The 14,396-nt window shown below is 71.0% G+C and carries 11 protein-coding genes; 1 reads left to right on the forward strand and 10 read right to left on the reverse strand.

Annotated features, from left to right (window positions below; genetic code table 11):
• The first annotated feature begins 57 nt into the window (after positions 1–57).
• Positions 58–2,340 carry an ABC transporter permease gene (locus tag CP978_RS09425; RefSeq protein ID WP_150478179.1) on the forward strand — a complete coding sequence of 761 codons (2,283 nt, stop codon included), beginning with the start codon at positions 58–60 and terminating at the stop codon, positions 2,338–2,340.
• A 90-nt stretch (positions 2,341–2,430) separates the two neighbouring features.
• Here the strand turns inward: CP978_RS09425 and pgi are convergent, their stop codons facing one another.
• The 10 genes from pgi to uvrC form a co-directional block, all read right to left on the reverse strand.
• On the reverse strand, positions 2,431–4,086 hold the full coding sequence (gene pgi / locus CP978_RS09430; RefSeq protein ID WP_043439348.1) for a glucose-6-phosphate isomerase: 1,656 nt from the start codon (positions 4,084–4,086) through the stop codon (positions 2,431–2,433).
• A gap of 470 nt (positions 4,087–4,556) precedes the next feature.
• On the reverse strand, positions 4,557–4,892 hold the full coding sequence (locus CP978_RS09435; RefSeq protein WP_079162067.1) for an RNA polymerase-binding protein RbpA: 336 nt from the start codon (positions 4,890–4,892) through the stop codon (positions 4,557–4,559).
• A 211-nt stretch (positions 4,893–5,103) separates the two neighbouring features.
• Positions 5,104–5,340, reverse strand: a complete 237-nt coding sequence (gene secG, locus CP978_RS09440) for a preprotein translocase subunit SecG (protein ID WP_174498616.1) — start codon at positions 5,338–5,340, stop codon at positions 5,104–5,106.
• Positions 5,341–5,496: 156 nt separating this feature from the next.
• Positions 5,497–6,273 carry a triose-phosphate isomerase gene (gene tpiA, locus CP978_RS09445; RefSeq protein ID WP_043439355.1) on the reverse strand — a complete coding sequence of 259 codons (777 nt, stop codon included), beginning with the start codon at positions 6,271–6,273 and terminating at the stop codon, positions 5,497–5,499.
• Positions 6,274–6,279: 6 nt separating this feature from the next.
• A complete protein-coding gene (locus CP978_RS09450; RefSeq protein ID WP_043439358.1) occupies positions 6,280–7,491 on the reverse strand; it encodes a phosphoglycerate kinase in 1,212 nt (403 codons plus the stop codon).
• A 169-nt stretch (positions 7,492–7,660) separates the two neighbouring features.
• On the reverse strand, positions 7,661–8,668 hold the full coding sequence (gene gap, locus CP978_RS09455) for a type I glyceraldehyde-3-phosphate dehydrogenase (protein WP_043439361.1): 1,008 nt from the start codon (positions 8,666–8,668) through the stop codon (positions 7,661–7,663).
• Between the two features lie 482 nt (positions 8,669–9,150).
• A complete protein-coding gene (gene whiA / locus CP978_RS09460) occupies positions 9,151–10,140 on the reverse strand; it encodes a DNA-binding protein WhiA (protein ID WP_043439363.1) in 990 nt (329 codons plus the stop codon).
• Positions 10,131–11,198 (reverse strand): gluconeogenesis factor YvcK family protein, encoded by a 1,068-nt coding sequence (locus CP978_RS09465; RefSeq protein WP_043439365.1) that lies wholly within the window; start codon positions 11,196–11,198, stop codon positions 10,131–10,133. Before CP978_RS09465 ends, whiA begins: the two co-directional genes overlap by 10 nt.
• Positions 11,195–12,226 (reverse strand): RNase adapter RapZ, encoded by a 1,032-nt coding sequence (gene rapZ / locus CP978_RS09470; RefSeq protein WP_043439367.1) that lies wholly within the window; start codon positions 12,224–12,226, stop codon positions 11,195–11,197. The genes CP978_RS09465 and rapZ overlap by 4 nt, the downstream gene beginning before the upstream one ends.
• On the reverse strand, positions 12,223–14,253 hold the full coding sequence (gene uvrC / locus CP978_RS09475; RefSeq protein ID WP_043439370.1) for an excinuclease ABC subunit UvrC: 2,031 nt from the start codon (positions 14,251–14,253) through the stop codon (positions 12,223–12,225). Before uvrC ends, rapZ begins: the two co-directional genes overlap by 4 nt.
• Positions 14,254–14,396: the final 143 nt, after the last annotated feature.

Genomic DNA, 14,396 nt, shown 5'->3' on the forward strand with positions numbered 1-14,396 from the left:
GTGCACCAGGAACCGACGGCACACGCCCCCGCCGCGCGCGGGCCGAGGGGCTGAGACGTGCGAGCCACCCTGCGCTGGGCGCACTCCGATCTGCGGACGCACCGCGGCGAGGCGCTGTCCATCGTGCTCGCCGCCGCCGGCATCGTCACCTCCCTGCTGCTGGCCACGGCACTCTTCGGCTATGCGACCAACCCCTGGCAGCGGGTCTTCGCCCAGGCGCACGGCGCTCATGTGTGGATCCACACCGGGCGCGGCGCCGATGCCGCGAAACTGACCGGTCTCGACGGCGTGGAGTCCGTCGCCGGCCCCTATGCCACGGAGGCGGCGACCGTGGTGTCCCGGGGCACCCGTGCCTCGGTGGAACTGCGCGGCACGCCCCGGCTGCCGTCCGTCGGCCGACCGCTGATCACCTCGGGCCGATGGCTGGATCCCGCGCGGCCCGACGGGGTGGTGCTGGAGAGCCGGCTGGCCCGCGCGCTGCTGGCCGAGCCCGGGGACACCCTGTCGGTGGCCGGCACGGCCCGGACGGTGACCGTCGTGGGCATCGCGGACAGCGCCGAACCCGGCTACCGCCCCGGCGAACAGCCTGGCATCGTCTGGGCGCCGCCGGCCGTGGTGCGCGAACCCGGCAGCCAGGTGACCGGGCTGCGGCTGACCGACCCGGAGGACACCGACTACGCCGTCCAGCGCGCGGTCACCGTGCTGGGGGCCGGCGCGGTCAGCGAGGTCTCGACCTGGCAGCAGACCAGGGCGGAGGCCCAGGGCGAGAACCGGCTGCTGGGGCAGGTGCTGGGGCTGTTCGGTCTCGGCGCGCTGGTGGCCGCCGGGTTCGCGGTGCACGGGGCGATCGGGACCCGGGTCCGGGGGCATCTGCGGGACATATCGGTGCTCAAGGCGATCGGCTTCACCCCCGGCCAGGTCGTCCGGATCTTTCTGATCCAGCATGTGGCGTACGCGCTGCTGGGTGCCGTGGCCGCGGCGGCGCTCACCCAGGGGCTCGGCGGCCGGATCCCGGGGCGTCTCGGGGACGCGGTCGGGGTGTGGCAGGGGCTGCCCGAGCACACCGTGGCGCTGTTCGCGATCCCGGTGGGCGCGGTCCTGTTCATCGCCGCCACCACCTGGCTCGCGGCCTGGCGGGCGGGGCGGGTGCCGCCCGTACCCGTGCCACGGCCCGCGGCCCCGGCCGGCGGGCGGCTGAGCGGTGCGGCGCGCGGGGCCCTCGGTCTGCGGCTGCCGGCCGCGCTGGTCCTGGGCTGGCACAAGGCCTTCACCGGTCGTGCCCGGTCCTGGGCCGCCATCGCCCGGCTGGCGCTGCCGCTGCTGCTGATCGTGGTGGCGATGAGCGCCTGGACCACGATCGACCGCTTCCACAGCAGGCCCGAGGAGGTCGGTCTCGCGGCCTCCCTCACCGTCCGCCCCGACGGGAGTCTGGACGACGACGCCACCCGCGCGCTGCTGACGGCGAACCCCCGGATCGCCGACACCTACCCCGGTGTCGAGGTGGCGGCCCTGGTGCCGGGCCAGACGGCCACCATCGCCCTGCGCGGTCTGGGCACCCGCCGGGAACCGTATCCCTACGCCCTCGCCGAGGGCCGTCCCGCGCTGGGCCGTGACGAGGCAGTGGCCGGGCAGGGGCTGCTCGACCTGCTGGATGTACGGGTCGGGGACTGGGTGCGGATGACGGTGGGCGACCAGCCGCAGATCCTGCACATCGTGGGGCGCAGCATCGAGCCGGAGAACGCCGGCCGGAACATCTCCACCTCGCTCGACACCCTCCGGGAGAACGACCCCCGGCTGATTCCCACCCTCTACCAGCTGGTGCTCCGCCCCGGCGCCGATCCGCACGCGGTCGCCGACGAACTGGCCGCGGCCGGGCACGGGCATCTGGATGTGCACCCGGTGACCAATCCGGCGGACGGGCTCTCGCCGCTGCGCGGACTGGTCGCCGGACTGATCGCCGTCCTCGGGCTGATCGGGGTCGTCGAACTGCTCACCACGATCGGCGGCACCGTCCGCGAGGGCGAGCCGGACCTGCTGGCGCTCAAGGCCATCGGGCTGTCCCCGCGGGCGATCACCGCGATCACCGTCATGGCCACCGCGTGCACCGCCCTGGCCGCGGTCGTCGTCGGTACGGCCCTGGGGATTCCGCTGGCCCACTGGCTGATCGACGCCCAGGGCCGGTCCAGCGGCATCGGTGCGGGGCTGGCGCGGGGGCCCTCCCCCGCCGTTCTGCTGCTGTTCTCGGGCGCCACCGTGCTGGGCGCCGCCGCCCTCGCCGTACTGCCCGCGGCCCGCTCGGCGCGGCGCCGCCTCGCCGACACCCTGAGCGCGGTGGCCTGAGCACCGCGGCCCGGCGCGGTCCCGGTCGTGAGGGCCCGTGGGAACGGTCGGGGGGAGGACGGCGCGCCGCCCTCCCCCGTGCCGCGACCGCTACCGGCGGCCGCGCAGCTCGCGGTACTTGGCGACCAGGGCCTTGGTGGACCCGTCGAGCCCCGGCACCTCGGCACCTTCGGTGAGGGCGGGCTCCACGCGCTTGGCGAGCACCTTGCCCAGCTCGACGCCCCACTGGTCGAAGGAGTCGATGTTCCAGACGGCGCCCTGGACGAACACCTTGTGCTCATAGAGGGCGACCAGCTGGCCCAGCACCGACGGGGTGAGTTCCCTGGCAAGGATGGTGGTGGTCGGGCGGTCGCCCCGGAACGTCTTGTGCGGCACCAGCTCCTCGGGAACGCCCTCGGCACGCACCTCCTCGGGGGTCTTGCCGAAGGCCAGCGCCTGGGTCTGCGCGAAGAAGTTGGCCATCAGCAGATCGTGCTGGGCGGCCAGACCGGGCTCCAGCTCGTCCACCGGCCGGGCGAAACCGATGAAGTCCGCCGGGATCAGCTTGGTGCCCTGGTGGATCAGCTGGTAGTAGGCGTGCTGCCCGTTGGTGCCCGGGGTGCCCCACACCACCGGGCCGGTCTGCCAGTCAACCCGGTGTCCCTCACGGTCCACGGACTTGCCGTTGGACTCCATGTCGAGCTGCTGGAGGTAGGCCGTGAACTTCGACAGATAGTGCGAGTACGGCAGCACGGCATGCGTCTGGGCGTCATGGAAGTCGTCGTACCAGATGCCCAGCAGACCCATCAGCAGCGGCACATTGGACTCGGCGGGCGCGGTGCGGAAGTGGTCGTCGACGATGCGGAAGCCGTCCAGCATCTCCCGGAAGCGGTCCGGACCGATGGCGATCATCAGGGAGAGGCCGATCGCCGAGTCATAGGAGTAGCGACCGCCGACCCAGTCCCAGAACTCGAACATGTTATCGGTGTCGATGCCGAAGTCGGCGACCTTGCCGGCGTTCGTCGACAGGGCCACGAAGTGCCGGGCGACCGCTTCCTGACCCGCCTTCAGCCCGGTCAGCAGCCAGTCGCGGGCCGAGGTCGCATTGGTGATCGTCTCGATGGTGGTGAACGTCTTGGAGGCGATCACGAAGAGGGTCTCGGCCGGGTCGAGGTCGCGGGTGGCCTCGTGCAGGTCGGCACCGTCGACATTGGAGACGAAGCGGACCGTCAGATCGCGGTCGGTGAAGGCCCGCAGCGCCTCGTAGGCCATCGCCGGACCCAGGTCGGAGCCGCCGATACCGACATTGATCACGTTCTTGATGCGCTTGCCGGTGTGTCCGGTCCACTGTCCCGAGCGGACCCGGTCGGCGAAGCCGGCCATCTTGTCCAGCACCTCATGGACCTTGGGGACGACGTTCTCCCCGTCGACCTCGACCACCGCGTCCCGCGGCGCCCGCAGCGCGGTGTGCAGCACCGCGCGGTCCTCGGTGGTGTTGATCTTCTCCCCGCGGAACATGGCGTCCCGCAGGCCGAAGACGTCCCGCGCGGCGGCCAGCTGACGCAGCAGCCGCAGGGTCTCGTCGGTGACCAGGTGCTTGGAGTAGTCGATATGGAGATCGCCGACCTGGAGGGTGTAGGCGCCGCCCCGCCCGGGGTCCGCCGCGAACAGGTCCCTCAGCCGGACCTCGCCGGCCTGCTCGCGATGCCGGGCCAGAGCGCTCCACTCGGGCATCTGGTCGAGCCGGGTACGGCTGTCTGCATTCATGTCGGACTTCCGCCTTCTTCCTGGTCTGTGCTACTGCGTACCTTGCCCCGCTGCCGCTCCCAACCTAATTGATCAGGGCGTGAGGTGAGCCGACATCACACCGTCGTCCGGCGCACCCACAGATACGTCCCGCTTGCGCGCGGGTGTCAATGAGATGACGGCGAGCACGAAGAACGCGGCGACCGGCAGCGCGGCCCGTTCGGCCGTGCGGGCGGGCGTGTCCGCAAGGAGGCCACCGAGGCAGGTGGCGGCGTCGGCGCGTCACGGCCCACCGGGGCGGACGGCAGCGCCGTGGAGGCATGGTCGAAGAAGGTCCGGAGGGCGCTCGGCGCGAAGGCCGGCACCGCCGACAGCGGGACCGGTGCCATGAGGCGGCCCGCCGGTGAAAAGGGCCTCGGCCGGACACCTTCCGGCGTCCGGCCCCATGCCGGACAGCGCCGGGTCCCCGGCCGGGGGACGTGACGTGATGTCTAGATCTCGCCCCGCAGTTTGGCGAGGGCTTCGGCGAGGATCGCCTCGCCGTCCGCATCGCTGCGCCGCTCCCGCACATAGGCGAGGTGCGTCTTGTAGGGCTCGGTGCGCGGCGGGTCCGGCGGGCTGTCCTGGTCCTGTCCGGCCGGGAAGCCGCAGCGCGGGCAGTCCCAGGTGTCGGGAACCTGCGCGTCGCTGGCAAAGCTCGGCTGGGTCTCGTGCCCGTTGGAGCACCAGAAGGAGATGCGCAGACGCGGCGCGGACTCGCCACGCTCGGCCTCGCCCATCGGCCCCGCCCCGACGCGGCTTCCTCGGATCGCGTTGCCACTTGCCACGGTCGTAACTCCCTGCGTGATGGTGCCGCAAAGCGAGTCGGCGTTCCGCTTCGCTGCGAGCGCCTCAGTCTACGTAAGGCCCAACGCGCGTCCAGCGATGGGAGTTACCCCCGCCCCTAGACGCACGCCCCATGATAGGCCGCGTCCGAAGACCCGTACCGAACATGGGGCGTTACGTACGTGAGATGTGGTCTGCCGCTCCCGGCCGACGTCAGCTGTTGACCTTCATCAGTATGCCGAGCACCAGAATGCACGCCAACCAGAGCAGACCGACCACGATGGTGATCCGGTCGAGGTTGCGCTCGGCGACCGAGGAGCCGCCGACGGAGGACTGCATGCCGCCACCGAACATGTCGGAGAGGCCGCCGCCCTTCCCCTTGTGCATCAGCACCAGCAGCATCAGCAGCAGGCTGAAGACGATCAGGGCGATCGAGAACCCCAAAACCACGGCTGGACCAACTTCCTCGGATTCGGATGGACGACGGGGGCCGGAGCCTTTGTTGAAACTTCACGTTTCGACCAACAGTTCCGGCCCCGCAAGGGTACGACGGATCGCCCCTCCCGCATACTCACGACCTGTCGATTCGCCCCAGGGGGGCGCCGCTCACTGGTCGCGGAAGCGGATGATCTTGACGAACTCGTCCGCGTCCAGCGAGGCACCGCCGACCAGAGCGCCGTCGATGTCCGGCTTCGCCATGATCTCGGCCACATTGCCGGACTTCACCGAGCCACCGTACTGGATGCGCACCGCGTCGGCCACGTCCGGTGAGTACAGCTCGGCGATCTTGCCGCGGATCGCCGCGCAGACCTCCTGGGCGTCGTCGGCACCGCAGACCTTGCCCGTGCCGATGGCCCAGACGGGCTCGTAGGCGATCACGACCGTCTCGGCCTGCTCGGCCGGCAGGTCCTTCAGACCGCCCTCGACCTGCGCGAGCGTATGGGAGACATGGTTGCCCGCCTCGCGGACGTCCAGTTCCTCGCCCACACACAGGATCGGGGTCAGACCGTGCTTGTAGGCGGTCTTGACCTTGGCGTTCACCAGTTCGTCGGTCTCGTTGTGGTACTGCCGGCGCTCGGAGTGGCCGATCGCCACATAGCTGCACTTCAGCTTGGCCAGCATCGGGCCGGAGATCTCGCCCGTGTAGGCGCCCGAGTCGTGCGCCGAGATGTCCTGGGCGCCGTACTTGATCTTGAGCTTGTCGCCGTCGACCAGGGTCTGCACGGAGCGCAGATCGGTGAAGGGGGGCAGGACGGCGACCTCGACGGCGTCGTAGTCCTTGTCGGCCAGGGCGAAGGCGAGCTTCTGGACATGGGCGATGGCCTCGAGGTGGTTGAGGTTCATCTTCCAGTTGCCCGCCATCAGCGGCGTGCGGGTACTCATCGAGGTTCAGTCCTCCAGTGCGGCGAGGCCGGGGAGCGTCTTGCCCTCGAGGTATTCGAGGGAGGCGCCGCCACCGGTCGAGATGTGGCCGAATGCCGACTCGTCGAAGCCCAGGGTACGGACGGCCGCGGCGGAGTCGCCGCCACCGACCACGGTGAAGCCCGGGGAGTCGACGAGGGCCTGGGCGACCTCCTTGGTGCCCTCGGCGTAGTCGGGGTGCTCGAAGACGCCCATGGGGCCGTTCCAGAAGACGGTGCCGGCGTCGGCGAGCTTCGAGGCGTACAGCTTGCGGGTCGCCGGGCCGATGTCCAGGCCCAGCCGGCCCTCCGGAATCGCGTCGGCGGCGACGGTCGAGGGGTTGGCCGGGGCCTTGGTCTTCAGGTCCGGGAACTCGGGGCCGACCAGTACGTCGACGGGGAGGAGCAGCTCGACGCCGTTCTTCTCCGCGCGCTCGAGGTACTCGGTGACGGCCGGGATCTGGTCCTCCTGGAGGAGGGAGCCACCGACCTCGTAGCCCTTGGCCTTGAGGAAGGTGTAGGCCATGCCGCCGCCGATGAGCAGCCGGTCGGCCTTGCCGAGCAGCTCGTCGATCACGGCGAGCTTGTCGGACACCTTGGCGCCGCCGAGCACCACGGCGTACGGCCGCCGGACGTCGGCGGTGAGCTTCCTCAGCACGCCGACCTCGGTGGCGATCAGGTACCCCGCGTAGTGCGGCAGCCGGGCCGGCAGGTCGTAGACCGAGGCGTGCTTGCGGTGCACCGCGCCGAAGCCGTCGCCCACATACACATCGGCGAGGGCCGCGAGCCGGTCGGCGAACTCGCCGCGCTCGGTGTCGTCCTTGGCGGTCTCGCCCGAGTTGAACCGCAGGTTCTCGATGACGGCGACCTGGCCGGGCTGAAGGCCGTCCACCGCGTCGTGGGCGGCGGGGCCGACGGTGTCCTGGGCGAAGGCGACCGGGGCGCCGAGGAGTTCACCGAGGCGTTCGGCGGCGGGCAGCAGCGAGAAGGCCGGGTCCGGGGCACCCTTGGGGCGGCCCAGGTGGGAGGCGACGACCACCTTGGCGCCCGCGTCGGCGAGCGCCTTGACGGTGGGCAGGACGGCGCGGATGCGGCCGTCGTCGGTGATGAGGCCGTCGGCCAGCGGGACGTTGAGGTCCGCGCGCACGAAGACCCGCTTGCCGGCCACCCCTTCGGAGAGCAGTTCGTCGATCGTTTTCATAAGTGGGGACTCCTGATGAAGGCTCTTGATCGTACGAGGGCTGATCGATCGGCACGCGAGCCGGGGCTCGCCGTGGGTGAGTCAGGGCTCCGGCGCGAGTCAGGGCTCGGGCAGCGCGACGGTGCGCTGCCCGAGCCCTGTGCTCACATCGAGGCGCCTGCTCCGGCGATCAGAGCTGGTTGCCGACGAAGACCGTCAGGTCGACGAGGCGGTTGGAGTAACCCCACTCGTTGTCGTACCAACCGATGATCTTCACGTTCTTGCCGTCCTGAACCATGGTCAGGGAGGAGTCGAAGGTGCAGGACGCCGGGGCGTTGACGATGTCGGAGGACACGATCGGGTCCTCCGTGTAGTCGAGGAGCCCCTTGAGCTCACCCTCGGCGGCCTTCTGGAAGGCGGCGTTGACCTCTTCCTTGGTGACCTCGCGGCCGAGCTCGACGACCAGGTCGGTGACCGAGCCGGTCGGGACCGGGACGCGCATCGCGATGCCGTCCAGCTTGCCCTTGAGCTGCGGCAGCACCAGGGCGGTCGCCTTGGCGGCGCCGGTGGTGGTCGGGATGATGTTCTCGGCGGCGGCGCGGGCGCGACGCAGGTCCTTGTGCGGGAAGTCAAGGATGCGCTGGTCGTTGGTGTACGCGTGCACCGTGGTCATCAGACCCTTGACGATGCCGAAGTTCTCGTCGAGGACCTTCGCCATCGGCGCCACACAGTTGGTGGTGCAGGAGGCGTTGGAGATGACGTGGTGGTTCGCCGGGTCGTACTGCTCCTGGTTGACGCCCATCACGATGGTGACGTCCTCGTTCTTGGCAGGAGCCGAGATGATGACCTTCTTGGCGCCACCGGCGATGTGCTTCTCGGCGTCTTCCTTCTTGGTGAAGATGCCGGTCGACTCGATGACGATGTCGACGCCCAGTTCACCCCACGGGATGTCCGCGGGGTTGCGCTCGGAGAGGACCTTGATGGTCCTGCCGTCGACGGTGATGGTGTCGGCGGTGTGCGAGACCTCCTGCTTGAGGCGGCCCAGGATGGTGTCGTACTTGAGCAGGTGGGCGGTGGTCGCGGTGTCACCCAGGTCGTTGACAGCCACGATCTCGATGTCTGCACCCTGCTCCAGCAGCGCGCGGAAGTAGTTACGACCGATGCGGCCAAAGCCGTTGATGCCTACGCGGATCGTCACGTAACCGATCTCCTCGTTGGTACGCCGGCTTTCGACGCCGGCGAGCTGTATGGATGTCCCCGACCACCCCCGACCCTACCCCTCTGCGGCCCCCGGAGTGACATCGAGATGTCCCATACATGGTGGTGCGGCCCGTACCAGCCGGTACGCGGACGGACCGCCCGGAGAGGACGGCCCGGCCGCCTGTTTCGGCGACGGACGACCGACTGCCGTCGACCCGCCGTCCGCCCGGCCGGTCCTGGACGGTCCCTCCGTCGCCGACTGCCCGCCCGGAGAACCCCGTTGGGGACCGCACGGCCCCGCACCGTCTCCGTCCGGCCGGGACCGTCTCCCCGGCGGCGCGTTGCGCGCCGCATCCGCATCGGGGAGAGACGGAAGGCGACGAGCCGGGGGCGCGGACCGCGGCCGGCGTCCCCCGGGAAGCCCAACGCCGGTGCCGACGCGCCGTGATGGGCGCCGGCACCGGCGTGTCGGGGGACGGGTCAGCCCGCGAGGTTGTCCGCCATCTCCTCCGTCAGGGTGGACTCGGTGCCCGGGATGCCGATGTCCGCGGCCCGCTTGTCGGCCATCGCGAGCAGCCGGCGGATACGGCCCGCGACCGCGTCCTTGGTCAGCGGCGGGTCGGCGAGGGCGCCCAGCTCCTCCAGGGACGCCTGCTTGTGCTCCATGCGCAGTCGGCCCGCGGCCGCGAGGTGTTCGGGGACCTCCTCGCCGAGGATCTCCAGGGCGCGGGCCACCCGCGCGCCTGCCGCGACGGCGGCACGGGCCGAGCGGCGCAGATTGGCGTCGTCGAAGTTGGCGAGGCGGTTCGCGGTGGCGCGGACCTCGCGGCGCATCCGCCGCTCCTCCCAGGCCAGCACGGACTCATGGGCACCGAGACGGGTGAGCAGGGCGCCGATCGCGTCGCCGTCCCTGACCACCACCCGGTCCACGCCCCGCACCTCGCGGGCCTTCGCGGCGATCGACAGCCGGCGGGCGGCACCGACCAGGGCGAGCGCGGCCTCCGGTCCGGGGCAGGTCACCTCGAGGGAGGACGAGCGACCGGGCTCGGTCAGCGAGCCGTGCGCCAGGAAGGCGCCGCGCCAGGCCGCCTCGGCGTCACAGGTCGCCCCCGACACCACCTGCGGGGGCAGGCCGCGGATCGGCCGGCCCCGGCCGTCGACGAGACCGGTCTGGCGGGCCAGCTGGTCACCACCCGCGACCACCCGCACCACATAGCGGGAGCCGCGGCGCAGACCGCCGGGCGCCATCACGATCAGCTCGGAACTGTGGCCGAAGATCTCCAGGATGTCCCGCTTGACCCGCCGGGCCGCCATGGCCGTGTCCAGCTCCGCCTCGATCACGATGCGGCCGCTGACCAGGTGCAGTCCCCCCGCGAACCGCAGGATCGCCGAGACCTCCGCCTTCCTGCAGCAGGTCCGGGTGACGGGAAGCCGGGAGACCTCGTCCTTCACCGCTGCCGTCATCGCCATGGGCCGATCCTTCCATGCATCCGAAAAATACGGTCGTACGCAGCGGCCAACAGCTCCGGGTCGTGCCGCGGGGTCCCGTCGGTGCGGGCCACCGGCGCCAGCTCGACCGCGGCGCCGAACCGCTCGGCGGCCTCGTTCAGCAAGGCACGGTCGGGCACGGCGTCCTGGTCGGCCAGCACCACGTCCAGGGCGAGTTTAGGGGCGTGTCGTCCCAAAACCTCCAAATGACGCTGCGGAGAGAAGCCGTCGGTCTCTCCCGGCTGCGGGGCGAGGTTCAAGGAGAGTATCCGGCGCGCCCGGGTCTGAAGGAGCGCGTCCAGCAGCTCGGGCACCAGCAGATGCGGCATCACCGAGGAGAACCAGGAGCCCGGGCCGAGCACCACCCAGTCGGCGTCCAGGACCGCGTCGACGGCCTCGGGGACGGCGGGCGGATCGTGCGGCACCAGATGCACGGACTGCACCTCGCCGGGGGTGAGGGCGACGGTGGCCTGCCCCCGCACGGTGCCGACCTCCTCGGGGCGCTCCGGATCATGCCCTTTGACCAGCGCCTGGAGCTCCAGGGGCACAGCGGACATGGGCAGCACACGGCCGTGGGCGCCGAGCAGCCTGCCGACCAGGTCGAGGGCCTGGACATGGTCGCCGAGCTGCTCCCACAGGGCCACGATCAGCAGATTGCCGACCGCATGGCCGTGCAGGTCGCCCTGGGTCTGGAAGCGGTGCTGGATGACACGGGCCCAGGTCTGGCCCCAGTCGTCGTCACCGCACAGCGCGGCCAGCGCCTTGCGCAGATCGCCGGGCGGGAGCACCCCCAGCTCGTCACGGAGCCGGCCGCTGGAGCCGCCGTCGTCGGCGACGGTGACGACCGCGGTGAGGTCCCCGGTGATCCGGCGCAGCGCGGCGAGCGACGCGGACAGGCCCATGCCGCCGCCGAGGGCGACCACCTTGGGCTGGGTGCCGCGGCGGCGTGCCCGGCCGCCGCGGGCCTCGACGGGGCGGCCTCCGCGCCCCTCGGACACCCCCCGGCGCAGCCTGCTCAGCCGCAGAGTACGTCCGGTCACTCGCGCCCCATGTCCCGGTGCACGACCACGGTCTCCACGCCCTCGGCGGCCAGCCGGGCGGCGAGCTTCTCGGATGTGGCGACCGAGCGGTGCTTGCCGCCGGTGCAGCCGATGGCGATCGTCACATACCGCTTGCCCTCACGGCGGTATCCGGCCGCGACGAGCCGGAGCAGCTCTGCGTAGCGGTCGAGGAACTCCTTGGCGCCGGGCTGGTTGAAGACATAGGCGGCCACCTCCTCGTTGAGTCCGGTGTAGGGGCGCAGCTCGGGGACCCAGTGCGGGTTGGGCAGGAAGCGCATGTCCGCGACGAGGTCGGCGTCCACCGGGAGGCCGTACTTGAAGCCGAAGGACATCACGGTGGCCCGCAGCTCGGGCTTGTCCTCGCCGGCGAACTGGGCGTCCATCTTGGCGCGCAGCTCGTGCACGTTGAGGCTGGAGGTGTCGATCACCAGATCGGCGTCACCGCGCAGCTCGCGCAGCAGCTCGCGCTCGGCCGCGATGCCGTCGACGATCCGGCCGTCGCCCTGGAGGGGGTGGGGGCGGCGGACGGACTCGAAGCGGCGCACCAGGGCGTCGTCGGAGGACTCCAGGAACACGATCCTCCGGGTGACGTTCTTCGTCTCCAGGTCCGCCAGGGACTCTCGGAGGTTGTCGAAGAAGCGGCGGCCGCGGACATCGACGACGACCGCGATCCGTGCCACGTTCCCCTGGGAGCGGGCGCCCAGCTCCACCATGGTGGGGATCAGTGCGGGTGGCAGGTTGTCGACGACGAACCAGCCGAGGTCCTCCAGACACTTTGCGGCCGTCGACCGGCCGGCGCCGGACATTCCGGAGATGATCACCAGCTCGGGGATGGCCGCCTCCGGCACCCCGGCTGTTTCGATGCCCGTACCCACCTGAGCTCCGTTTTCCTGGCCCGCCGGCTGGCGCGGCCTTTCCTCGCCCGTCTCCTCGTGAGCGGGCCCGCCCGGTGCCGGACGTACCTCTTCGGCCGGGCGTTGTTCTTCGCGATGGTCGTGCTCGGTCATGTCTCCTGCCCCCGTCGCTCGTCCGGGGGACCCGCGGTCACGGGCTCCCCGGGGGAATCCGGCGTCGCTCCGGGTTCCTCCTCTTCAATGATCTCTCCGGTCGCCGTGTTCACGGCGGGCGCGGCCGGGGCCGTACGGGCGAGGGCCACGGCGATCGTCTCGGCCGTCTTGCGGCCGATGCCGGGAATCTCCTGAATCTGGTCGATGGTCGCGGACCTCAGCTTTTTCACCGAACCGAAATGCTTGATCAGCGCCTGTTTGCGGGTCTCGCCGAGGCCCGGTACGTCGTCAAGGGGGCTCGACCTCAGACGCTTGGCCCGCTTGGTCCGCTGGTAGGTGATCGCGAAGCGGTGGGCCTCGTCACGGACGCGCTGGAGCAGGTAGAGCCCCTCGCTGGTGCGGGGCAGCACCACCGGATCCTCCTCGTCCGGCAGCCACACCTCCTCCAGGCGCTTGGCGAGGCCGCACACGGCGATGTCGTCGATGCCGAGCCCGTCCAGCGCCTTCTTGGCCGCGGCGACCTGGGGCCGGCCGCCGTCGACCACGACGAGCTGCGGCGGGTAGGCGAACCGCTTGGGCCGCCCGTCGTCCTCCAGAGAGGCGTCCCCGTCCCACTCCCCCGTCCGCTCCTTCTCGGCGAGATAGCGCCTGAAGCGGCGGTTGATCACCTCGTGCATGGACCGGACGTCGTCCTGGCCCTCGAAGCCCTTGATCTGGAAGCGGCGGTACTCGCTCTTGCGCTGCAGCCCGTCCTCGAAGACGACCATGGAGGCCACGACGTCCTCGCCCTGGAGGTGCGAGATGTCGTAGCACTCGATCCTGAGCGGGGCGCTGTCCAGGTCGAGGGCGTCGGCGATCTCCTCCAGGGCGCGGGAGCGGGTGGTCAGGTCGGAGGCACGCTTGGTCTTGTGCAGCGCGAGCGCCTGCTGGGCGTTGCGCTGCACCGTCTCCATGAGCGCCTTCTTGTCGCCGCGCTGCGGTATGCGCAGCGACACATTCGAGCCACGACGGTCGGTGAGCCAGTCCTGGACGGGCTCTATGGGGTCGGGCAGGGCGGGGACCAGGACCTCCTTGGGCACCGAGTCGCCCGTCTCCTCGCCGTAGAGCTGCTGGAGGGCGTGCTCGACGAGGGCGGCGGTGGTGACGTCCTCCACCTTGTCGGTCACCCAGCCGCGCTGGCCGCGCACGCGACCGCCGCGCACATGGAAGATCTGTACGGCCGCCTCGAGTTCGTCCTCGGCGACGGCGATCAGGTCGGCGTCGGTGGCGTCGGTGAGCACGACCGCGCTCTTCTCCATGGCCTTCCGCAGGGCCCCGATGTCGTCGCGCAGACGGGCCGCCCGCTCGTACTCCATCTCCTCGGCCGCCTCCGTCATCCGCTTCTCCAGACGGCGCAGATAGGTCCCCGTGCGGCCGGCCATGAAGTCGCAGAACTCCTCGGCCAGGTCGCGATGTTCCTCGGGGGTGACCCGGCCGACGCAGGGGGCGGAGCACTTGCCGATGTAGCCGAGCAGACAGGGGCGGCCGGTGCGGGCGGCGTTCTTGAAGACGCCGGCCGAGCAGGTGCGCACGGGGAAGACGCGCAGCAGCAGATCCACGGTGTCGCGGATCGCCCAGGCGTGCCCGTACGGCCCGAAGTAGCGCACGCCCTTGCGTTTGTGGCCACGCATCACCTGGACGCGGGGGAAGTCCTCGTTCATCGTGACCGCGAGATAGGGGTAGCTCTTGTCGTCGCGGTACTTGACGTTGAACCGGGGGTCGAACTCTTTGATCCAGGTGTACTCCAGCTGAAGGGCCTCGACCTCCGTCGACACCACCGTCCACTCCACGGACGCGGCGGTGGTGACCATGGTGCGGGTGCGCGGGTGGAGGTTCGCCAGGTCCTGGAAGTAGTTCGCCAGGCGCTGGCGCAGACTTTTCGCCTTTCCGACGTAGATCACCCGACGGTGCTCGTCCCGGAACCTGTAGACCCCGGGCGAGTCCGGGATGTCTCCCGGTCTGGGGCGGTAGCTGGAGGGGTCGGCCATGTCTCACACCCTACTTGCGGGGGCCGACAGCGCGGCGGCCCTGTGGACGAGCGCCGACACGGCCCGCGGGGTGCGGCGGCCGTCGGGGCCCCGGCCTGCGCCGCCGCACCGACCGGCCGGGGTGACGGTGACGGCGGGGTCGT

This window comes from Streptomyces nodosus (assembly GCF_008704995.1).
Classification (GTDB): Bacteria; Actinomycetota; Actinomycetes; order Streptomycetales; family Streptomycetaceae; genus Streptomyces; species Streptomyces nodosus.